Here is a 22,158-nt window from a genome sequence, read left to right on the forward strand (position 1 = left end):
GAAAAAGCCGTTCCACTTGCGGATATATGAGTTAATTCCGCAAGTACAAGCGGAAAAGCCATTCCACTTGCGGATATATAGGATAATTCCGCAAGAACAAGCGAAAAAGTCGTTCCACTTGCGGATATATGGGATAATTCCGCAAGTACAAGCGGAAAAGCCGTTCCACTTGCGGATATATGAGTTAATTCCGCAAATAAAAGTGAAAAAGTCGTTCCACTTGCGGATATCCGGCATATTACTCCAACCCAAGTAAAAGCAAAACACCCACCTCACTCTCCCTTCAAAAATATCCATCCAATCTCCCCCTGACCACAAACGAAAAAAATAAATATTAAATGATAACTATTATTGATAAAACGCACTTAAATGAGAATGGAAATAGGGTCAGTCAACGATTCATCCAATCGCTCGATGAGAAAAAACTTAGAGAATACATAGTTTTTAAAACCGTAACATTTGAAAAATGCCACGCTATCGTTTAATATTGTAATGAGAATCAAACATAGGTTGAAGAGACCTAAAAATTAAATTCATGTAGTGGAGGTATCTATATGTCAACAAATACTTTAGAAATTAAAGATCTTCATGTTTCTGTTGAAGGTAAAGAGATATTAAAAGGGATTAATCTTACGATAAAGAGCGGTGAGTTCCACGCTATTATGGGGCCAAACGGAACAGGGAAGTCAACATTAGCTTCTGCAATTATGGGGCACCCATCATATGAAGTAACAAGCGGTAGCATTTTATTAAACGGAGAAGAAGTATTAGAAATGGAAGTTGATGAGCGTGCACGTGCTGGTCTATTTTTAGCGATGCAGTACCCGAGCGAAATTAGCGGTGTGACAACATCAGATTTCTTACGTTCTTCTATCAACGCACGTCGTGAAGAAGGAGACGAAATTTCTCTAATGAAATTCATTAAAGAAATGGATGGTGCTCTAGAAGAATTAGAAATCGACAAAAATATGGCACAACGTTACCTAAACGAAGGATTCTCAGGTGGGGAGAAAAAACGTAACGAAATTTTACAAATGAAATTATTAAATCCAGCAATCGCAGTATTAGACGAGATTGACTCTGGATTAGATATTGACGCTTTACGTATCGTTTCAGATGCAGTAAACAATATCCGTGAAGAATCAAATATTGGATGCTTAATTATTACACACTACCAACGTTTATTAAACTACATCAAACCAGATTTCGTACACGTTATTATGCAAGGACGTATCGTGAAATCAGGTGGCGTAGAATTAGCTGAACGCTTAGAGAAAGACGGATACGAGTGGATCAAGGAAGAATTAGGGATTGAAGACGAAACTGTTGGACAAAACGCTTAATCGTTAGGAGGGATAGTTCAATGACTACAGTAACTCAAATACCATTCGATAAAGACTATGTTGAAAATTTTTCAAAAGAATTTAACGAACCAAATTGGATGACTGAACTTCGTTTAGAAGGGTTAGACTTAGCAAACTCAATCGACATGCCTAAACCAGACAAAACGAATATCAATAGATGGAATTTTTTACAATTCAAACATCGTGCTCAAGGAGAAAAAATTGCTTCTTTATCAGAACTACCTGAAAGATTAGAAGCATTTATTGATCAAGAGAACAGACCAGAAAACATTTTAATTTTACGCAATGAAACAGTTGCATTTAATGCATTACATGACGACTTAAAAAATAAAGGCGTTATTTTTACAGATATTTTCACTGCACTTCAAGAACATGAAGCATTAGTGAAAAAATATTATATGAAAAATGCAGTAACAGTAGATGAGCATAAATTAACAGCTTTACATGCAGCATTAATGAACGGTGGGGCATTCATTTACGTTCCAAAAGGCGTAAAAATCGACACACCACTTCAAGCTATTTTTTGGCAAGAAGATAATGAAACAGCATTATTCAATCATGTCATTGTGGTAGCAGAAGACGATGCGGAAGTGACATATGTGGAGAACTATATTTCTTCCAATGAAGAGGAAGAAACAGTAGCGAATGTGATTGCAGAAGTATATGCGGGTGCGAATGCATATGTATCATTCGGAGCGGTAGACCACTTTGCAAATGGTACAACAACATATGTAAATCGTCGTGGAGTAACTGGGCCACAAGCTACTATTGATTGGGCTTTAGGACAGATGAACGAAGGAAACACGATTTCAGAAAACGCTACTCATTTAGAAGGAGATGGCTCTGTTTCAAACTTACGTACTGTAACAGTTGGTACTGGTAAGAATATCCAAAACTTTTCAGCGAAAACCGTACACTTTGGATTAGATACAGATGGTCAAATCTCACAGCGTGGAGTGTTAAACGGGGCAACGACTGCTATCTTTAACGCTATCGGAAAAATTTATAACGGAGCTACTCGTGCAAACGCTGATCAAGAATCACGTGTATTAATGCTAAGTGCAGACGCTCGTGGGGATGCAAACCCAATTCTATTAATCGATGAAGATGATGTAACAGCAGGTCACGCTGCATCTGTTGGTCGTATTGATGAAATGCAATTATACTACTTACAGAGCCGCGGAATTACTCGTACAGACGCAGAGCGTTTAATCATTCACGGATTCATGGCACCAGTAGTAGCTGAGTTACCAATCGAAACGATTAAAAATCAGTTAACACAGTTAATTGAAGGGAAGATAAAATAATGGATATTCGTGCGATTCGTGAGCAGTTTCCAGTTTTAGATCAAGAAGTTAATGGACATCCACTAGTATACCTTGATTCATCTGCAACGTCACAAAAGCCAATATCTGTTATAGAGGCAGTCGATCATTATTATCGTACTACAAACTCGAACGTTCACCGTGGCGTTCACACATTAGGTTCACGTGCGACAGACCTTTATGAAGGAGCACGTGAAAAAGCACGTCGCTTTATTAACGCAAAAAGCACGTCAGAAATTATTTTTAACCGAGGAACAACGACAGGACTAAATATCGTGGCACAAAGCTATGGATTAGCGAATGTAAACGAAGGGGACGAAATCGTCATTACGCCGATGGAACACCATAGTAACATCATTCCATGGCAGCAAGTAGCAAAGAAAAAAGGTGCAACGTTAAAATATATTCCATTGCAAGAAGATGGAACGATCACCTTAGAAGATGTGCGAAACACGGTAACAAATCAAACGAAAATCGTTGCGATTGCTCACGTGTCAAATGTTCTTGGAACGATTAATCCAGTAAAAGAAATTGCAAAAATCGCTCATGAAAATGGCGCGGTCATTGTCGTAGATGGTGCACAAAGTGCTCCACATATGAAAATAGACGTCCAAGATTTGGATTGTGATTTTTATGCATTTAGTGGTCATAAAATGTGTGCGCCAACTGGAATTGGGGTATTATATGGAAAAGAGGATTTACTAAATGCAATGGAACCAGTAGAATTCGGTGGTGAAATGATTGACTTCGTTGAAAAATACGATTCAACATGGAAAGAATTACCATGGAAATTTGAAGGTGGAACACCAATCATTGCGGGAGCAATTGGTCTTGGTGCAGCAATTGATTTTATAGAAGAGATTGGATTAGACGAAATCGCCGCACATGAAGAACATATTGCAAATTACGCGTACGATGCATTAAGTAATATTGACGGCTTAACTATTTATGGACCGAGAAAACGAGCATCACTCGTAACATTTAATCTAGATGAAGTCCATCCACATGATGTTTCAACGGTGCTTGATACAGAAGGTATTGCGATTCGTGCTGGTCACCACTGTGCACAAGTATTAATGAAAGAATTACAAGTATCTGCAACAGCGAGAGCGAGCATGTACTTATACAATACAGTAGAAGAAGTCGACCGTTTAGTGGAAGGTCTTTTGAAAACAAAGGAGTATTTCGGAAATGTCTCATTTTGATTTAGACACACTCTATCGCCAAGTGATTATGGATCATTACAAACATCCGCGTAATCGTGGCACTTTTGAAGACGAATCTTTAACGGTAGAAATGAATAACCCAACTTGTGGGGATAGAATTTTTCTTCAGTTTAAACTCGATGGCGATATCGTAGAGGACGTTAAGTTTACAGGAGAAGGATGCTCCATCAGCCTTGCTTCTGCATCGATGATGACGCAAGCGATTAAAGGAAAAACTGTCGAAGAAGCGCTCGCAATGTCAGAGCTATTTTCACAAATGATGCTTGGGAAAGAAATAGATTTTGATGATTTTGGATTAGAAGATATTGAAGCATTACAAGGTGTCTCGAATTTTCCAGCGCGTATTAAATGTGCGACATTAGCATGGAAAGCGATGGAACGAGTACACAAAAAGTAAAAACTTTAAGGAGGTTTTTTACGTGGCTAAAAATGTACCTGAAATTGGTGAATATAAATACGGTTTCCAAGATAAAGACATTTCGGTGTTCCGTACGGAGAGAGGGTTAACGAAAGCTGTCGTGGAAGAAATTTCACGTATGAAGAACGAACCTGAATGGATGTTAGAAGAACGTCTAAAAGCTTTAGACATTTTCTACTCCAAGCCGATGCCTCAATGGGGTGGAGATTTATCTGAGTTAGATTTTGATGAAATTGTTTATTACGTGAAACCAACAGAACAACAAGGAAGAACTTGGGATGAAGTACCTGATGAAATTAAGCGTACGTTTGATGCATTAGGTATTCCTGAGGCAGAACAAAAATATTTAGCAGGGGTTTCTGCTCAGTACGAATCAGAAGTAGTATACCAAAGCTTAGAAGAGGACTTAGAGAAATTAGGAGTAATCTTCTCTGATACGGATTCGGCTTTACAAGAGCATGAAGAATATTTTAAAGAGTATTTCGGAAAAGTTGTACCAGCTTCAGACAATAAATTTGCTGCATTAAATACAGCAGTTTGGTCTGGTGGGTCTTTCATCTACGTACCAAAAGGAGTAGAAGCAAAAGTACCTTTACAAGCATATTTCCGTATTAACTCTGAAAATATGGGACAATTTGAAAGAACACTGATTATCGTGGATGAAGGGGCATCTGTACACTATGTGGAAGGATGTACAGCTCCAACCTATACGACAAACTCATTACACAGTGCGGTAGTAGAAATTTTCGTTCAAAAAGATGCTTCATGCCGTTATACAACTATCCAAAACTGGGCAAACAACGTGTACAACTTAGTTACAAAACGTGCATCGGTGGAAGCGAACGGTTCTATGGAGTGGATTGACGGTAATATGGGATCGAAATTAACGATGAAATACCCATCTGTTTTATTACGTGGGGAAGGTGCACGTGGTGTGACCATTTCCATCGCTATAGCTGGAAAAGGGCAACACCAAGATGCTGGTGCGAAAATGTTCCACTTAGCACCGAATACTTCCTCTTCCATCGTTTCGAAATCTATTTCAAAAGACGGCGGAAAAGTATCGTACCGCGGTATCGTTCACTTCGGACGTAAAGCAGAAGGAGCTCGCTCGAATATCGAGTGTGATACGTTAATTTTAGATAATATTTCCACGTCAGATACGATTCCGTACAACGAAATCTTAAATGACAATATTTCTCTTGAACACGAAGCGAAAGTATCAAAAGTTTCAGAAGAACAGTTATTCTACTTAATGAGTAGAGGACTAGAAGAACAAGAAGCAACAGATATGATCGTAATGGGTTTCATCGAGCCATTCACAAGAGAATTACCAATGGAATATGCAGTAGAAATGAACCGTCTAATCAAATTCGAGATGGAAGGTTCGATTGGTTAATCGCATAAAAATACCTATCACAATGATGATTGTGATAGGTTTTTTTTGTTCGATCAGTTTGGATGAATTGTAAAAAGTGACATCTTGAATGTGCATGTATAGAAAAAATTGCAACAAAGCTAAAGGAATATCATCATGCATGTTTTAGTGTGAAAGGATGGAGGAATGTAAATGAAAAAACATAAAATATATACGATGAGTTTTGCGAGTGTGTACCCACATTATATAACGAAGGCGGAGAGGAAAGGGCGGACGAAGGAAGAAGTAGATGAAATCATTCGTTGGTTGACAGGTTACAGTCAGGAACAACTCGAAACAGAACTTGATAAACAAACAGATTTTGAAACGTTTTTTGCACATGCACCAGCAATGAATGAGGCGAGAACACGTATTAAAGGAGTCATTTGTGGGGTACGCGTGGAAGAGAGCGAAGAACCATTGATGCAGGAAATTCGTTATTTAGATAAATTGATCGATGAATTGGCTAAAGGAAAAACAATGGAGAAAATTTTGCGAAAAAATTAATCGAAAAAAAGATTCCTTAATGTTTAAGCAAATCATCGAGGTCACTTTTGATTATTTACATCATGATGCTCGAATTTTCAGACATTGGAATAAAAATGGAGCTTGACAGTTCGCATGCAATCTCGTACAATCGTAGTTAGAAAATTTCATACATGTTAAAAGCACTAGGGGAGCTATGTTGAATGGCTGAGAAAGGTAAACCTTGACCCTTGGCACCCGATCTAGATAATACTAGCGTGGGGAAGTGTGGCCGGGCATATACTGTATATATGTTATTTTTGTATATTTATATATTCGACTGCATTTCCTTATCGGGATTGCAGTTTTTTTATTGGTGAAAAAAGGAAAGGAGCGATCAACAAACAACAAAGCACGACAATCATAACAAAGGAGTGTATGGACGTATGACAAAAAATTGGAAGTTGAAAGAAATTGTAATGTTATCGATTATTTCGGTTGTTGCTGGGGTACTATATATGTTTTTCGTGTTGTTTGCATCTACTTTACGAAATGTATTAACCCCGATTGGACTTGCGCCATTTAGTTTTGAGTTTGTGTTTGGATTATGGTTTATCGGATCTGTCGTTGCGATGTATATCATTCGGAAGCCTGGGGCAGCCCTTTTTACAGGAATTATTTCAGCTGGGGTTGAAATTTTAGCAGGTGGTCCTGGTGGGGCAAAGGTTTTAATCATTGGGCTTATCCAAGGGGCAGGGATTGAGACGGCATTTCTATTAACGAAATATAACAATTATCGTCTTGGCATACTAATTTTGTCCGGAATGATCGCAGCCATATATAGTTTTGTGTATCAATTATTCGCTTCTGGAAATCTGGATCTTGCTCCCTCTGTACTAATTGGGATGCTTTCGATTCGTTTAATAAGTGGAGCATTGCTAAGTGGTGTACTCGGAAAATGGATAGCAGATAAGTTGGCATGTACAGGTGTATTAGATGGTTATGCATTAGGAAAGGAGGTTAGAAAAAAACGTGAACAAGATGCTGCATAAACGAGTGAACGGTGATGAACATGCAAACGGAAGCAACTGGAGGGAAACAAAGCGTCCATTAGTCACCATTGAAAATTTTTCATTTGCTTATGAATCATTGGAGGAGGCCGTTTTACGGGAGCTGGATGTCACATTGTATGAAAATGAAGTGACATTGCTCATGGGGCCAAGCGGTTCTGGTAAAAGTACATTATCGCTCTGTTTAAATGGACTATACCCGGAAGCGGTGGAAGGAGAAACAGCTGGTTCCATAAGGTTTCGCGGAGAACATTTGCAAGATTCTCCAGCTGGCACATGGAGCAAACAGATCGGTGTCGTCTTTCAAGATCCTGAAGCACAATTTTGCATGATTCATGTTGCCGATGAGTTAGCTTTTACATTGGAAAATATGGCGATAAAAGAGCAAGAAATGGACGAAAAAATCGATGAAGTGCTTTTATTAGTCGGCATGGAAAAATATAAACATCGGAAACTTCACGAATTATCAGGAGGAGAAAAACAGAAAATTGCTTTAGCTGCCGTTCTTTTATTGGAACCGACATTGCTTATTTTAGATGAAGCGACGGTTAATTTGGATCCACATGCAACCGAATCATTTATCAACCTTATCCAACACATTCAAGAAGAACGACAAATGAGCGTATTCATTATCGACCATCAAGCAGATGCATGGTTGAATATGACAGACCGTGTATTATTATTAGGGAAAAATGGTCGCTTGCTACAAGATGCATCCCCAGAAGAAATGTTTACGACGTATAAAGCACAAGTGAAAGAAGCGGGCATTTTTATACCGAAGAAGTTTTCTAGCCATTCTTTTGGTGCTTGTTTGTATACTCGTTCCTCCACGCAAAATCGAAATGAAGCTAAAGACGCTGAAACCGTCATGCGTCTCGAACATGTTACTTATAAACGAAAAACGCGGACGATTTTAAAACAGATTCATATGGACATTCCGAAAGGTGCTTTTATATCTATTCTTGGCAGAAATGGGGCCGGTAAATCTACCTTGCTTGAGTTGATGGCTGGAATTATCCCCCCGACGAAGGGAAAAGTTTATTTCCAACATCGACCTTTACAAAAATGGAAAGAAACGAAACTGCGACAACAATTAGGTTTCGTTTTTCAAAATCCAGAACATCAATTTATTACGGATACGGTTTATGATGAACTTGTCTTTTCCATGCGGTTAAATGAGGAACCACGAGAAAAAATGGAGGCTACCGCCACGTATTTACTCGAACATTTTCAACTTGAAAGTGAGAAGTATCGGAATCCATTTTCGCTAAGTGGAGGGCAAAAGCGGAGGTTAAGTGTTGCTACAGCACTGGATGATACACCAGATATGCTATTATTTGATGAACCGACATTTGGTCAAGATGCGGAAACGACAGCACGATTAATACATACGATATTCGAATTAAGGGAAAAAGGTATTACGATCATGATTGTCACACATGATATGGATCTTGCTGCCATAAGTGATATGGTATACGTGCTCCATGAAGGGGAAATTGCCTATCATGGTGCTCCTGATACATTATGGGAACAGGAAGATCTGTTACGCGCTGCCCATTTACGTCGGCCGTTGGAAGCGAAATATGTGCGACAGAAGGTAGGGGAAATAGGATGAAAGACATGAATCCCGTCATGAAGTTATTGGCAATTTTAGTACCAGGACTATGTCTCAGTCTCTTTTATGATTGGTTTACACCACTTTTTTATTTCGTGTTTTTACTTTGTATGACATTTGGTTATGGGAAGATTCCACTGCGTAAAGGACTGAAAATTTTCGCTCTGTTTTTATTCCTGTCATTCGGATTCGGTTGGACAGCTGCACTGTATGCAAATGATAGTTTTACTGGTGGAGATGTCCTTTTCACCTTTGGTTGGATGACATTAACGACTGGTGGCCTTCAAACAGGATTAAGTATTATGTTTCGTTCCCTCTGTTTTTTAATGATGTCCATGATGTTTATTTTTACGACAGATACGACACAGCTTATGATGAGCTTTATTCATCAATGTAAACTGCCACCGAAATTTGCATACGGCATTATTGCTGGATATCGCTTTTTGCCAGTATTTCAACATGAATTTCAACTATTACAAAAAGCACACCAAATTCGTGGGGTTGATAGAATGAGAGGGATAAAAGGAAAAATGCATCGATTTCAGCGTTATTCGATTCCACTTTTAGCGAATGGGATAAGAAAAGCAGAACGTGTTGCCATTGCAATGGAGTCAAAAGGATTTACAGGCGATAGAAACAGGACCTATTACCATCGAACATATGTGACAGCACGAGATTGGATTTTTTTCGCCATGATGGTGGGCATGTTAGGAGTGGGTGCTTTTATTTCGTATAAACTTGGTTATTTGAAAGTGTTTCATAAACAATTTTAAAGCGTCTAGTATCATACTAGATTCTTTTTTATAGACTATTCGTAGTAAACTGATATACTTAATTATAATTAATGTTTAGGAGGTTCTACGTTGAATATTCAAAACTTAGAAGCTTTTTTATATGTACATCATTTTGGGAGTGTGAATAAAGCTGCGGAAGCATTGTTTTTGTCACAACCATCCGTGTCTTCACGCATTCGTACATTGGAAAAAGAGTTGAATGTTGCGTTATTTGAACGGGTCGGACGTTCCCTCGTCATGACGAAAGAAGGAAAAGCGTTCATTCCATATGCGGAATCTATCGTGCAAGCGTATAAAAGTGGCCAGAAACGAATGAAAGAAACCGCGGCAACAGATCATATCGTTATTGGAGTGACTGGGCTCATCGCTAATTATGTCATGCCTTACGTCTTACCGAAATTTAAATTAGCCTATCCGAACGTCCAAATTACGATGCATACAGGGACGACAGAAGAAATCGAAAGTAAAGTATTGCACCGGGAAGTAGATGTTGGTTTTGTGCGGGCGAGCACCCATCCATCTTTAGAAAAAATTGCGATGTTACAAACGCCAATTCGTTTATTCGTTTCACGCCCACATCATTTAGAAAATGTGCCAAATATCAGTATGGAACAGTTGCAAGAGGAAACATTCGTATTTTATGAATGTGGGTCATTAGATTGGACGAAGGTGAAAAACTTATTTTTCAATGCCGCATATGTACCGACGATTACGTATGAAGTAGATAGTTTAGAAACAGCGAAAGGATTAATACTAGAAGGTGCTGGCATTGGATTTTTACCAGAAATATGTGTAAGAAAGGAAGTGGCAGACGGTAGACTAACAACCCTTGATGTTCCTGTCGTCGCCAAGGAATCGTTAAAAGCCCAAATGATTCATTATATGGGAGAAAAACCGTCATATTTTGATCACTTAGTAACATGGACGAAAGAGATTGATAGAGTTTCTCTATAAGAAAATAAATGAAAATCTATTACACGAATAAAAATTGCTATGATATACTATTTATAACATTTAATTCCGAGTAATTGAATGTGAAAACTAACATTAAAAGGTGGATGACGATGCATAGTCATAAAAATCTTTATATATTTCGTCAAAAAATACCGTGTTGTCGTTGTTTCATGGTGTATCGTTAACGAAAGTGGAAATGATAAAATGATGAACGGAGGAAGCACATATGACATATAAAATTGGGATTTTAGATCAAAGTCCAATTTTTCCTAATAAAACAGCTCAAGATGCATTGCAAAGTACGGTTGAGCTAGCTAAAAAAGCAGAAAGTTGGGGGTATCACCGATTTTGGGTGGCAGAACATCATCAGTCAGATGATTTGGCTGGTGCATCACCAGAAATATTAATAAGTCATTTGTTGGCACAAACAAATAGTATTAAAATCGGAGCTGGTGGTGTCATGTTGCAACATTATAGCCCTTATAAAGTGGCAGAAAATTTTCATGTCATGGAAGCATTGGCTCCAGATCGAGTGGAATTAGGTATCGGGAAAGCACCAGGAGGGTTGAATGCTTCCACCGCAGCATTACGATATGGCGGAACGGGCAATGACACTTCTTTTGAAGAACGATTTACATTGTTGCAGCAATTTTTAAGTAATGATATTCCAGAAGATCATATATTATCGGAGGCAGTTGTACATCCGAAAATAGCACGCACATTGCCGACATTTTTATTAGGGGCAAGTGTAAACAGTGCACGATTTTCGGCACGGCTCGGTGCCAATTTTGTCTTCGCTAGTTTTTTAAACGGGGATGAAACATTGCTTGAAGAAACGATTCATGCATATCGTGCATTACATCCGCATGGGAAGTTTATTATCGCAGTTGCTGCATTCGCCGGGACAGACCAACAAGCGGCAGAGGAAGAGGCAGAGAAATATAATATTTATAAAGTGACATTTGAAAGTGGTCGCGCCCTTTCCGTTGCTTCTTTAGACCAGGTGGAAGCATTATGGCGACAAACGAATGAACCGTTTGAAGTGAAGGAACAAAAAGTGAAAAAAATAGCGGGAACACAAAATTATGTGAAAGAAGCATTTGATCGTCTTGCAAAGACGTATGATGTCGATGAATTTATCGTACACACCCCAGTGCTTGATGAAGCGAAAAGATTACAATCCTTTCAATTGTTAAGCGTCTTAAATAAACAACATGTGTAACATTTATTAATCGGAAATTGTGATTAGATCACGTATAAGTAAAAAAATGGAGGTGTGTCATCATTGAATATCGATATCGGTTATGTGTTTGAAATTATTCCAGAGTTGCTCACTTATTTACCGATTACATTGTATATGACGTTTGCAGCGATGGCGATTGCGACGGTCATAGGGGCAGTTATCGCGATTATTTTAGTAAACAAAACACCTATTTTCATGCAACTGGCAAAAGTATATATATCATTTTTTAGAGGCACACCGATTTTAGTACAATTATTAATGATTTATTTCGGTTTACCGCAAATTTTTCCAATATTCAATGATGTAGGGGCAATCGTTTCTGCTATCGTCGCATTCGGATTAAATACTTCCGCTTATTTGGCAGAAATTTTTCGAGCAGGACTTACATCTGTTGATAAAGGGCAGGAAGAAGCAGCGATTTCTGTCGGGATGACGTATTTCCAATCATTGCGGAGTATTGTGTTGCCACAAGCAATACGAAATGCGCTTCCAGCAACAGGAAATATGTTTATCGGTCTCATCAAAAATTCATCCCTCGCCTTTACGATTGGCGTGACAGAATTACTCGCTCAAGGAAAAATGCTCGCATCTGCAAACATGAAGTTTTTTGAAGCATATTTAGCGGTCGGCCTCATTTATTGGGTGCTTACCCTATTATATAGTCAATTGCAAAGTTGGTATGAACATCGAATAAGTAAACCATATCAAGTGTAATGGTGCCTAATAACGTACTTGTATACAAGATGGAGCATGTACGAAAGTGCTCGTGTAAGAAAAATAAGTGTGGATCAAAGAGGTTGAAGGAGGATGTTTACATGAAACGTATTCGTTTATTATTGTTCGTAATAGGGGTCCTATTTTTAGCGGCATGTGGCCAAGAAGATACGAAGGAAGCGGCAAATGCAACAGATGAAAATGTAATTAAAGTTGGGACAGTGCCTGACAGTTTCCCAGTTTCTTTTAAAGAAGAGGATGATTTAAAAGGATTTAGTGTGGACATTGTGAAGGAAATTGTGGAGGAAGCTGGATATGAAGTAGAATGGGTAACTTCTGATTGGAATGGTGTGCTCGCTAATTTACAATCTGGAAAAGTAGATACAGCGATCAATTTTGCAGCTACGCCAGAACGAGGAGAAACATACAATTTCACAGAACCATACTATAGTTCAAAAGCGGTTATCGCAACGGCAGAAAAGAACGATACATTAAATAAGGTAGAAGATATAGAAGGGAAGGAGATTGCGACCATGATGGGAACGAATTTTGAAAACGTGCTTGCAGCAGAGTTCCCTGACCTTGATTATGAATTAATTACGTATGAATCAAATGATGTCGTGTATACAGATCTCGCATCTGGAAAAGTTGAAGGGCTCATTTACGGCCGTGAACAATTATTGGCTCAAATTAGTGAGCGTGAACTCCCATTACGTATTGTCGGAGAACCATTTGGGGATCAACCAGTTGCATTGCCATTTCAAAAAACAGAAGAAAACGATGCATTGATTGAGGAGTTAAATGAAGCGACCAATCGATTAAAAGAAAATGGGAAGTTTTCGGAAATTTCATTAGAGTATTTCGGAGTCGACCTTTTAGAAGATGAAAAATAATGAAGGTGTATAACGTGGGGGTCGAGACAGTGGGAATATTTATCATGAACATTTCGCACTGTTACGCACCCAGCCCCCACTTTTTCTAAAAAAATGGAGAGGAAGATGTGTCATGACGAAAAAAGACGTGAAACTCGGTGTCCTTATTCAAGGTGCTGGTGGTCATATGAACGCATGGAAAGCACAAGATGTGCCAAAAGATGCAAGTATTAATATCAATCATTATATAAACGTGTCACAAAAGGCAGAAAAAGCTGGACTGGATTTCATTTTTATCGCAGATGGATTGCATATTCATGAAAAATCGATCCCACATTTCCTTAACCGATTTGAACCATTAACATTGCTATCGACACTTGCTGCAACAACAGAAACGATAGGGCTTGTCGGTACGGTATCTACGACATATAGTGAACCATTTAATATTGCACGACAATTTGCTTCCTTAGATATATTATCTGGTGGTCGTGCTGGATGGAACGTCGTCACAACCCCCTTAGAAAACACGGCGAAAAATTTCCAAAAAGGGAACCATCCAGCACATTCTCTCAGATATGAAATGGCAGATGAATATGTAGAAGTGGTGAAAGGATTATGGGATTCATGGGAAGATGATGCATTCGTTCGAAATCGTGAGACAGGGCAGTTTTTTGAGGAAGAAAAAATGCACCGCGTACATTATGAGGGTAGGTATTTTCAAGTTGAAGGTCCTTTAAATATTCAAAGATCCCAACAAGGCCAACCAGTTATTTTCCAAGCTGGTTCATCTAAAACAGGTATCGAATTTGCCGGAAAAAATGGGGAAGCCATTTTTACGAATAAAGCGACAGTAGAAAGTGCACAAGCATATTACAAAGCTGTAAAAACGGCTGCGATTTCACACGGGCGAACAGAGGATGATATCGTCATTTTACCAGCATTATCACCAATTGTCGGTGCAACGGACGAGGAAGCAGAAGCGGCATACGAACAAATCAAACATTTCGTTACGATCGATGATGCCCTCGCATATCTCGGACGATTTTTTGATCATTTCGATTTCACCCAATTTCCATTAGATGAACCTTTTCCAGATATCGGGGATGTCGGCAAAAATAGTTTCCAATCCACGACAGACGATATTAAAAAGTTTGCGAAAGAAGAAAATTTAACTTTACGAGAAGTCGCATTACGTGTTGCAACGCCTAAACATTCGTTTATCGGATCATATGAAAAAGTTGCAGATGAAATGATCAAATGGATCGATGAAAAAGCAGCTGACGGATTTGTATTAAGTATGCCAGTATTTGGCAAACAATATGACGCATTTTTAAATAACGTCTTACCAATATTAGAAGAAAAAGGTTATTACAACAACGAACCGAAAAAGCCGACATTACGTGAAAATTTAGGCTTACACATACCAGAAAATCAATTTACGAAACAAGCACATGTGCCACGATAAATAATTTTCATAGATAGAGAGGAGTATCAACATGAGCGACATCGTTTTCATATCAGGTAGCCCGAGAGCACATTCTCGTTCCGAACGTATTTTATTTTATCTTGCCTCATTGTTTCAAAAAAAGGGGTATACGACGTCACATATTTCTGTCACCGATATTCCAGCTGAAGATTTACTGTATGCGAATTTTACTAGTAACGTCATTCAAGAAACAAATGAAAAAATTGCTGCCGCAAAAGGAGTAATCATTGGCTCCCCCGTATATAAAGCAGCATATAGTGGTGCGTTAAAAACGTTGATAGATTTACTTCCACAGGATGGATTACGAGGGAAACCCGTTTTACCAATCATGACTGGTGGAAGTGCAGCACACTTACTTGCAATTGATTTTGCCTTCAATCCATTGATCCATGCTGTAAAAGGGGAACCACTTCAAGGATTATATTTTCAAGATGAACAAATCGATTCCTCGAAAGAAAACCCGATTCAAGATAGTAGCATGCTAGAGAGAACCGAAAAACAAATAAATATATTCGAACATAAATTAAAAGAAATTTATTATGAAATAGTATAAAATGAAACGTCTAGAACATTTTTCTAGGCGTTTTATTTTTTATTTAAAAAATTTCAACATTAACTCGTGAACGTGGTAAGATAGAATATATAGAAATGGAGGGTCATGATGAAGAAAGGCTTAAAAATAAATCTTGTCCTATTAGCTGTTGCCTTTGTTTTATTCGCTTGTAGTAATAAATCGAATGAACAAAACGCAGATACGAATACAAATATCGAAATAACGAACGAACAAAAAGAGACGAAAAAGGAGAAATCATCCAAAAATGCATCCATTACTATCGATCAACTGATGGAAGAAGTGGCAGATGTCAATAAAGCATTAGATAGTTTTACGATGATAGAAGAAACGAATACAATCGAAACATTCCAAGAAGAAGAAAGCCATCTGTATACGAAGGAAGCTTTAGATATCGTGTTTGAACCATTTCAAATGGAAGTCATGATGGAGCAAAAACAACCGAAAGGGTTTAATGAAGAAGAACAAGAATCCTTCGAATATGAAGGAGGATTTTACATCGTCGACGGAAAGACATATATGAAATTGGACGGTGATACATGGAGTGAATCGGAAAACACTTTGTCCGATGAAGAGTTTCGGGAACAAGAAATGATGGTATTTGATCATATTACGGAAACGTATCGCAATGTTGCTGAAAAAGAATCATTGGATGAAACAGAAGATACATATGTCGTTACATTCGAGTTACAACCACAGCAAGCAACAAAAATGGATAAAAATGCAGAACAACCAGCATTTGAAGCATTGAATAATACGTATAAGGTAGAAGAGATGACGGTACAAATAACGATTGCCAAAGAAACTTTGTTCGTGACAGAAATCGTTTTGGATAAAACATTTACATATGATGAAGATTTCAATATTGAAAAAGATAAAATGACGGTACATCAAAAACAAGTGCAAACATTTTCGAATCAAAATGCGATTGAAGCGGTCACAGTACCAGATGATATAAAACAAAATGCTGAACCGATGTAAGGTATCGTAGAATTTGAAAACATACGGGACGGAATATAGGATGTCTGTTTCGTATGTTTGTTTCTATTTACCTATCTTTTTCGCTATAGAATAGAGATGATAGGAAAAATGAAATAAATAATATGATAAATAACCAATATTTGTTCCTATGTGGTATAATGAAAGAACCAAAAAATGTACGGTGTAAAGGAAGGGTGAAAACATGCGTACACTTACCATATTAGAATTAGAAGAGAAATTTTCTCATGTTCAAGTACACACAAACAATATGCGCATATTTTCACTTCTCGTTAGTGATGCGAAAAATACGATGCTCGAAACGAAACAATTTATATTGAATTGGTTAAAAGAAAATGGGCAATTTCCAATGTACATCTATATGAGTGCATATGACGACGGGATGAATGTAACGAATGATTTAAAACGTAAAAGCATCGATGTGAAAGAAAGAACGACAGACATACAAGCGATGTTTAAAATTAAACTGACGGAAAAGTCGCATATTGAAGCAGTAATAGGGGAATATTTTTGCATGTCCTCCCATAGTGAATTAATGATCATCGCTACCCCATCTGTTGAAATAACGATGAGTGATACGATGCATATTGCATCTGCAACGATCCCAGAAGGTGAATTTATTATTATTATTGAACATGATGGGCAAGGATTACAATTATTAACGTCGAAACAAGAATGGTTTTCGAAGGAAGGCCTTGAACAAACTATATTGAAATTAAAAGATTATACATACACGATAAATTATTATGGCTTAACAAAATAAAGTTCTCTCGTAAATTAATACGAGAGGGCTTTTTTATTATTATGTATTTGAATAATCTTGCTGGCTCTTCCGGGGTTCGAAGTTGCAAGAATAGTGGTCGAAGTTGCAAGAATAGTGGTCGAAGTTGCAAGAATGTGGGTCGAAGTTGCAAGAATACGAGTAGAAGTTGCAAGAATATGGCCTGAAGTTGCAAGAATACAGGTGAAAGTTGCAAGAATGCGTGCTGAAGTTGCAAGAATATGTGCTGAAGTTGCAAGAATACAGGTGAAAGTTGCAAGAATCCGTGCCGAAGTTGCAAGAATATGTGCTGAAGTTGCAAGAATCCGAGTCGAAGTTGCAAGAATCCAACCATAAAGCTAATCACCTTCCACAAAGTGGAAACAGGAAGTTGTGGTGTTGAAGGTATTTTGCGGATACAGTTGGAAGCAATAAAAATCAAATTTGGTAATATATAAGAAATCAGTTGAAAGATGATTATAAAAGCGATCAACTAACATTATTCGAAGAGTACGATCCATTTATAGGATACCAAAATAAAAAGCAATGAAGGATTCATAAAGAATCTGTATGTGAATATGTACTGCATAAAGGAGACACGTTCAGTGAGTTTTTTAAGCTGAGGTTTGTAATAAAGGCTTTCAGTCGCAGAGCAAACTACCAGTTCGGTAATGACCCAACAAAGTTAGAATTTTGATTAGCATAAAAATAAGCATTATTAATTGAAAAAAATTCCAAAAATGGGAATAAGGAATCATTTTGTCATATAGTAGTAAATTAAATGCATATTTATGATAAACTGTGAAGTATAAAATGTTTAATTTTTGTTTATAAATTATAAAGATTTTAGGGATTTGGAGGGGGTAACGTGATACGAGCAGTCGTAATTGATCGTGACGAAACGTCGGTACAATTTTTAAGAGAGCAGATAACGAATATACATATTGTAAAAGTATTCACTTCGAATGCATTTTCTTTACAAACATTAGAAAAATTGCGACCAGAAATTATTTTTATGAATATTGATGAACCAACATGTATTCATATTGACCTCATTCAATATATATCGAATCATCAGCTATTAGCGCATCTCATATTTATAAAAGAAGATGAGCAAACATTAGAACAGACGTATGTACATGAAACACCGGTGAAATATGTCGTAAAACCGTACACGAAAAAGCAGTTAGAAAAGTTAATGAAAGAAATTAATGATGATATCATTTATCCAAATTATCCTGTAACTGAAGTATGTTTATTTAAATATTTTCATATAAAAAAAGCTGGAAATAACATATTAAATATAAAATGGCGCACAGCAAAAGCACGTGAATTACTTATTTACTTGATTCAACATTATGGTGAAATCGTTCGGAAAGATGTATTAGTTGAATTATTATGGTCTGATTCGTCTGTCGATAAAGCGTATGATAATTTATATGCGTCGATTTATTATATACGGAAATTGCTCTCCGAGTTACATATTGGTATTCATATTCATACTCATGTGAATGGGTATGAGATCGAATTTCATAATGTGACGTGTGATGTGATAGAGTTTAACCAGTTATTTGAAGAAATCATGAGTGATATACGTCAGGAAGTAGATAAACAAGTTTTAATTCATAAATTCAACCGATTAAAACAATTGTATAGTGGAGAATATTTAGAAGAAGAATCTTACGTATGGAAAGAACATTTAAAGGAAAAATGTCGCATCCAGTTTTTATCCATCGCTCGTAAAATAAATCAATTATTTATAGAGCAAGAAGATGTGACAAATGCCATATTACTTTCATTAGATATTCAAAAACTATATCCGTATATGGATTATTCCTATTTTTCTTTAATGAAGTTATATAGTGAGTATGGTGATATGGAAAATGTCGAACGGCAATATATGAAGTTAAAGACGATGTTATATGACGAGTTTAATACAGAGCCAAATGAAGCGATTAAAATGTGGTATCAAAATTGGATTAAAATGCAGTACGCTTAAAACCTTACTAGAAAGATAGTAAGGTTTTTTATTATGGACAGTGTTTAGAAATTGTGAAGAAAATGAAAAGAAATCGAAAAGGTATTGAAAAGAGCTTGTAAATGTTTTGGAAATATTCAGATTATTATGATGTAAGTTAGGTGATTAGGTCGTTCCTTTATGTTATTAGTATATAGTAATTATCTAAATATTCTAATCATTATCAAGGGGGAATGTGGTGGAGATATATAGGAATTATCTAAATATTCTAATCATTGTCAAGGGGGAATGTGGTGGAGAAATGCATGATTGGAACTATATGTTGCATTAGAGTGACCAAAAGCGAATAGATAATTATATTTTGAGGAGGATGCAATTGATGTCCAAGAAGAATTTTGACTATAAAAGACGGCTAAATATACATAACAAACGCCGCAAAGGATATATTCGTAAGACTGCGGCAGTTGCAGCAACAACGTTAATTTTATCATTCCCGTTAACGACAGCCATAAACAACTTGAATGTGCCAGGGTTTGAGAATCATTATGTAAGTGCGGCAGATTTTATAGAAATTAGTTTGCTAACGAACACAACCATCAGTGCAACACAACCAAATGAGAATGGAATGTTTAATGTTACAGTGTCCGGTCAATCTGTTGCGGACGTAAGTGCACTTGGTGATTCGAAGTCAGGAGTCTTCCATGTTGACGTAGCAGATGGAAGTACAGTAACGGCAGATAGTGCAAATGTGAGTGTGCAAATTTTGCCAGTAACGATACCGGAAGGAAGTCCACTTTATAATGCTGTTGATGGGATTACTGGGCCAGTGGTTAATGTAACGCAGGGACTTGTTAATGCAGTGGATGCTTTAGTTAGTCAGCAAATTACAATTCCAAATCCAATTCCATTGGGTAATGATATTACCGTGGGATTAGGTACATTATTAAAAGTAGAAGGGTTGACAGAGTTAAATAATGCGTTAGATCGTGTAAATAACCTGTCTGCTTCGCTTGATAATTTAACAGATTATCAGGATACCGTAACGGTTACCCAAGACCCTGCAACAGGTGCATTTATTGCAGACTTTAACGATGGATTAGGAAATCATTTGGACACTGCTGTAAAAGACTTAATTCAAGGTGCGTTAGATGATTTAAATGATGCAATTAATGGGCTAAGTGTAGAATTACTACCAGATGATGAATTACGACAAGTGTTAACAGATTTAATTCCTGGATTAGGACCATTACTTGGAGCATTAGTTGGAACTGTTAAGGGATTAGTAGTAGATCCAATTTTAAATCCGGCATTGGACCAAATCCTTAGCTTAACAGGAACAGCGACAGATGCGATTACAAATGCGACAGATCAATTAACAGATGCATCACTTGATTTGGTAAGTTATTTATTAAGTGCGCAAGTATTAGGAGAAACTTCTGTTACATTAAACAATGTACAAGTAGAAGCGTTACAAGCTTGTGATATTAATGGCGGACAAGCTGAAGAGGGAGAAACAGTTGATGTTGATGTCACAGGAGCGATTGTTGGAGACAAAGCGATTGCACTTCAACTAATAGGTAATTTTGACGCATCAACACAAGTAACAGTACCTGTTCAGGATAATCCAGATTGTGACATTGATTTAGAAGCACCAGATGCACCGGGTGTTGATGAGGTGACAGAAGGTGATGAAACAGTTACTGGTACAGGAGAACCTGGAGCAACGGTGACAATCAAAGATAGTGAAGGAAATGAAATCGGAACAGGTGAAGTAGACGAAGGAGGTAATTATACAGTTGATCTAAATCGTCCAGCAGAACCTGGTGAAGAATTAGAAGTAACACAAACAGTATCTGATGACGAAGGAAATGAGGCGACATCAGATCCAACGACAGTTACTGTACTAGAGTTAGATGAGGCTGATGCCGACGCCGATGCTGATGCCGATGCCGACGCAGATGCGGATGCGGATGCTGACGCCGATGCCGATGCTGATGCTGACGCTGATGCCGATGCTGACGCCGACGCTGATGCCGACGCCGATGCTGATGCCGATGCCGACGCAGACGCTGATGCCGATGCCGATGCTGATGCTGACGCCGATGCCGACGCCGATGCTGATGCCGACGCCGATGCCGATGCGGATGCTGACGCCGATGCCGATGCTGATGCTGACGCCGACGCCGATGCCGACGCTGACGCCGATGCTGACGCCGATGCTGATGCTGATGCCGATGCTGACGCCGATGCCGATGCCGATGCTGACGCTGACGCCGATGCGGATGCTGACGCCGATGCCGATGCCGATGCTGATGCCGACGCCGATGCTGACGCCGACGCCGATGCCGACGCCGACGCTGACCTTGACATAGGAACGGTTGATGACGTTGTTGAAGGTGACACTACAGTAACAGGAAGTGGTGCACTTCCAGGAGCAACAATCGTTGTAACAGATGCTGATGGAAATGAATTAGGTAGAGCAACTGTAAAACCTGATGGTTCCTTTGAAGTAGAGTTAAATAGAGCCGCAAAAGCAGGTGAAGAATTAACTGTACAACAATGGAAGGGTAATGAATCAGGAGATCCAGTTACAATCGAGGTTCAGTCAGCAAGTAATGATGGTTCAGGTGAAGAGGTAGAAATTATCTCTAACGGCAACAATGGAGGATCAGGATCATCCGGTACAACGGTCGGAGATGGACAAACTTTACCAAACACGGCAACTGACACATTCAACTGGTTATTAGGGGGATTAGTCGCATTATTTGCTGGATTAGGTGGAATTCTATCAACGAAGAGACGCCGTGATAGCGAAAACAGGTAATAAATCTTGATAAAATATAGCCTATATTTCATAATGAGATATAGGCTATGTTAATTTAGAAAA

21 protein-coding genes, 1 pseudogene and 1 riboswitch are annotated in these 22,158 nt (G+C 38.1%); of the genes and pseudogenes, 21 read left to right on the plus strand and 1 reads right to left on the minus strand.

Features of this window, described 5'->3' with window-relative positions:
• Positions 1 to 297 (minus strand): hypothetical protein (locus WKT09_RS07910; RefSeq protein ID WP_340415522.1); only part of this gene is annotated, 297 nt, incomplete at its 3' end.
• A gap of 257 nt (positions 298 to 554) precedes the next feature.
• Between WKT09_RS07910 and sufC the strand changes: the two genes are divergently transcribed.
• The 21 genes and pseudogenes from sufC (at position 555) to WKT09_RS08015 (ending at position 22,095) form a co-directional block, all read left to right on the plus strand.
• On the plus strand, positions 555 to 1,343 hold the full coding sequence (gene sufC / locus WKT09_RS07915) for a Fe-S cluster assembly ATPase SufC (protein ID WP_340415523.1): 789 nt from the start codon (positions 555 to 557) through the stop codon (positions 1,341 to 1,343).
• 20 nt (positions 1,344 to 1,363) lie between these two features.
• Positions 1,364 to 2,671: a Fe-S cluster assembly protein SufD gene (sufD, locus tag WKT09_RS07920; protein WP_340415524.1), complete on the plus strand. Its 1,308-nt coding sequence runs from the start codon at positions 1,364 to 1,366 to the stop codon at positions 2,669 to 2,671.
• On the plus strand, positions 2,671 to 3,894 hold the full coding sequence (locus WKT09_RS07925) for a cysteine desulfurase (RefSeq protein ID WP_340415525.1): 1,224 nt from the start codon (positions 2,671 to 2,673) through the stop codon (positions 3,892 to 3,894). The genes sufD and WKT09_RS07925 overlap by 1 nt, the downstream gene beginning before the upstream one ends.
• A complete protein-coding gene (sufU, locus tag WKT09_RS07930) occupies positions 3,881 to 4,312 on the plus strand; it encodes a Fe-S cluster assembly sulfur transfer protein SufU (protein ID WP_336266170.1) in 432 nt (143 codons plus the stop codon). The genes WKT09_RS07925 and sufU overlap by 14 nt, the downstream gene beginning before the upstream one ends.
• A gap of 22 nt (positions 4,313 to 4,334) precedes the next feature.
• Positions 4,335 to 5,732 carry a Fe-S cluster assembly protein SufB gene (gene sufB / locus WKT09_RS07935; RefSeq protein WP_340415526.1) on the plus strand — a complete coding sequence of 466 codons (1,398 nt, stop codon included), beginning with the start codon at positions 4,335 to 4,337 and terminating at the stop codon, positions 5,730 to 5,732.
• Between the two features lie 171 nt (positions 5,733 to 5,903).
• Positions 5,904 to 6,257, plus strand: coding sequence for a DUF2200 domain-containing protein (locus WKT09_RS07940; RefSeq protein ID WP_340415527.1), 354 nt, complete (start codon positions 5,904 to 5,906; stop codon positions 6,255 to 6,257).
• A gap of 156 nt (positions 6,258 to 6,413) precedes the next feature.
• Positions 6,414 to 6,517: riboswitch (TPP riboswitch) on the plus strand.
• 144 nt (positions 6,518 to 6,661) lie between these two features.
• Positions 6,662 to 7,267, plus strand: coding sequence for an ECF transporter S component (locus tag WKT09_RS07945; protein ID WP_340415528.1), 606 nt, complete (start codon positions 6,662 to 6,664; stop codon positions 7,265 to 7,267).
• A complete protein-coding gene (locus WKT09_RS07950) occupies positions 7,257 to 8,900 on the plus strand; it encodes an ABC transporter ATP-binding protein (protein ID WP_340415568.1) in 1,644 nt (547 codons plus the stop codon). Before WKT09_RS07945 ends, WKT09_RS07950 begins: the two co-directional genes overlap by 11 nt.
• The gene (locus tag WKT09_RS07955) at positions 8,897 to 9,673 is read left to right on the plus strand and encodes an energy-coupling factor transporter transmembrane component T family protein (protein WP_340415529.1); all 777 of its coding nucleotides are present in this window, start codon (positions 8,897 to 8,899) and stop codon (positions 9,671 to 9,673) included. The genes WKT09_RS07950 and WKT09_RS07955 overlap by 4 nt, the downstream gene beginning before the upstream one ends.
• Before the next feature lie 90 nt (positions 9,674 to 9,763).
• Positions 9,764 to 10,648, plus strand: a complete 885-nt coding sequence (locus tag WKT09_RS07960; RefSeq protein WP_340415530.1) for a LysR family transcriptional regulator — start codon at positions 9,764 to 9,766, stop codon at positions 10,646 to 10,648.
• Positions 10,649 to 10,874: 226 nt separating this feature from the next.
• Complete coding sequence (locus WKT09_RS07965) at positions 10,875 to 11,870, plus strand: MsnO8 family LLM class oxidoreductase (protein ID WP_340415531.1); 996 nt, start codon at positions 10,875 to 10,877, stop codon at positions 11,868 to 11,870.
• Positions 11,871 to 11,933: 63 nt separating this feature from the next.
• Entirely contained in the window at positions 11,934 to 12,605 is a 672-nt protein-coding gene (locus tag WKT09_RS07970; protein WP_340415569.1) for an amino acid ABC transporter permease, read from the plus strand.
• A gap of 101 nt (positions 12,606 to 12,706) precedes the next feature.
• The gene (locus WKT09_RS07975) at positions 12,707 to 13,498 is read left to right on the plus strand and encodes a transporter substrate-binding domain-containing protein (protein WP_340415532.1); all 792 of its coding nucleotides are present in this window, start codon (positions 12,707 to 12,709) and stop codon (positions 13,496 to 13,498) included.
• Between the two features lie 112 nt (positions 13,499 to 13,610).
• Positions 13,611 to 14,942, plus strand: coding sequence for an LLM class flavin-dependent oxidoreductase (locus tag WKT09_RS07980; protein WP_340415533.1), 1,332 nt, complete (start codon positions 13,611 to 13,613; stop codon positions 14,940 to 14,942).
• Positions 14,943 to 14,973: 31 nt separating this feature from the next.
• On the plus strand, positions 14,974 to 15,516 hold the full coding sequence (gene ssuE / locus WKT09_RS07985) for an NADPH-dependent FMN reductase (RefSeq protein WP_340415534.1): 543 nt from the start codon (positions 14,974 to 14,976) through the stop codon (positions 15,514 to 15,516).
• 108 nt (positions 15,517 to 15,624) lie between these two features.
• Complete coding sequence (locus WKT09_RS07990; RefSeq protein WP_340415535.1) at positions 15,625 to 16,515, plus strand: DUF6612 family protein; 891 nt, start codon at positions 15,625 to 15,627, stop codon at positions 16,513 to 16,515.
• Positions 16,516 to 16,717: 202 nt separating this feature from the next.
• Complete coding sequence (locus tag WKT09_RS07995; RefSeq protein WP_340415536.1) at positions 16,718 to 17,296, plus strand: hypothetical protein; 579 nt, start codon at positions 16,718 to 16,720, stop codon at positions 17,294 to 17,296.
• A gap of 93 nt (positions 17,297 to 17,389) precedes the next feature.
• On the plus strand, positions 17,390 to 17,650 hold the full coding sequence (locus WKT09_RS08000; RefSeq protein WP_340415537.1) for a hypothetical protein: 261 nt from the start codon (positions 17,390 to 17,392) through the stop codon (positions 17,648 to 17,650).
• Between the two features lie 19 nt (positions 17,651 to 17,669).
• A pseudogene (locus WKT09_RS08005) lies at positions 17,670 to 17,843 on the plus strand (IS200/IS605 family transposase); the annotation flags it as partial.
• A 318-nt stretch (positions 17,844 to 18,161) separates the two neighbouring features.
• Positions 18,162 to 19,292, plus strand: coding sequence for a winged helix-turn-helix domain-containing protein (locus WKT09_RS08010; RefSeq protein ID WP_340415538.1), 1,131 nt, complete (start codon positions 18,162 to 18,164; stop codon positions 19,290 to 19,292).
• Between the two features lie 358 nt (positions 19,293 to 19,650).
• Positions 19,651 to 22,095 carry an Ig-like domain-containing protein gene (locus WKT09_RS08015; RefSeq protein WP_340415539.1) on the plus strand — a complete coding sequence of 815 codons (2,445 nt, stop codon included), beginning with the start codon at positions 19,651 to 19,653 and terminating at the stop codon, positions 22,093 to 22,095.
• The last annotated feature ends 63 nt before the right edge of the window (positions 22,096 to 22,158 follow it).

The organism is Pseudogracilibacillus sp. ICA-222130 (assembly GCF_037892545.1).
GTDB lineage: Bacteria > Bacillota > Bacilli > Bacillales > Amphibacillaceae > Pseudogracilibacillus.

Excerpts from the sequence above, each read along its gene's own strand:
- WKT09_RS07980 (WP_340415533.1), top strand. The coding sequence starts at position 13,611 with ATGACGAAAAAAGACGTGAAACTCGGTGTCCTTATTCAAGGTGCTGGT.
- sufU (WP_336266170.1), top strand. The coding sequence starts at position 3,881 with ATGTCTCATTTTGATTTAGACACACTCTATCGCCAAGTGATTATGGAT.
- WKT09_RS07990 (WP_340415535.1), top strand. The coding sequence starts at position 15,625 with ATGAAGAAAGGCTTAAAAATAAATCTTGTCCTATTAGCTGTTGCCTTT.
- sufC (WP_340415523.1), top strand. The coding sequence starts at position 555 with ATGTCAACAAATACTTTAGAAATTAAAGATCTTCATGTTTCTGTTGAA.
- WKT09_RS07940 (WP_340415527.1), top strand. The coding sequence starts at position 5,904 with ATGAAAAAACATAAAATATATACGATGAGTTTTGCGAGTGTGTACCCA.
- WKT09_RS07965 (WP_340415531.1), top strand. The coding sequence starts at position 10,875 with ATGACATATAAAATTGGGATTTTAGATCAAAGTCCAATTTTTCCTAAT.
- WKT09_RS07975 (WP_340415532.1), top strand. The coding sequence starts at position 12,707 with ATGAAACGTATTCGTTTATTATTGTTCGTAATAGGGGTCCTATTTTTA.
- WKT09_RS07925 (WP_340415525.1), top strand. The coding sequence starts at position 2,671 with ATGGATATTCGTGCGATTCGTGAGCAGTTTCCAGTTTTAGATCAAGAA.
- sufD (WP_340415524.1), top strand. The coding sequence starts at position 1,364 with ATGACTACAGTAACTCAAATACCATTCGATAAAGACTATGTTGAAAAT.
- WKT09_RS07995 (WP_340415536.1), top strand. The coding sequence starts at position 16,718 with ATGCGTACACTTACCATATTAGAATTAGAAGAGAAATTTTCTCATGTT.
- ssuE (WP_340415534.1), top strand. The coding sequence starts at position 14,974 with ATGAGCGACATCGTTTTCATATCAGGTAGCCCGAGAGCACATTCTCGT.
- WKT09_RS07950 (WP_340415568.1), top strand. The coding sequence starts at position 7,257 with ATGCTGCATAAACGAGTGAACGGTGATGAACATGCAAACGGAAGCAAC.
- WKT09_RS08015 (WP_340415539.1), top strand. The coding sequence starts at position 19,651 with ATGTCCAAGAAGAATTTTGACTATAAAAGACGGCTAAATATACATAAC.
- WKT09_RS07955 (WP_340415529.1), top strand. The coding sequence starts at position 8,897 with ATGAAAGACATGAATCCCGTCATGAAGTTATTGGCAATTTTAGTACCA.
- WKT09_RS07945 (WP_340415528.1), top strand. The coding sequence starts at position 6,662 with ATGACAAAAAATTGGAAGTTGAAAGAAATTGTAATGTTATCGATTATT.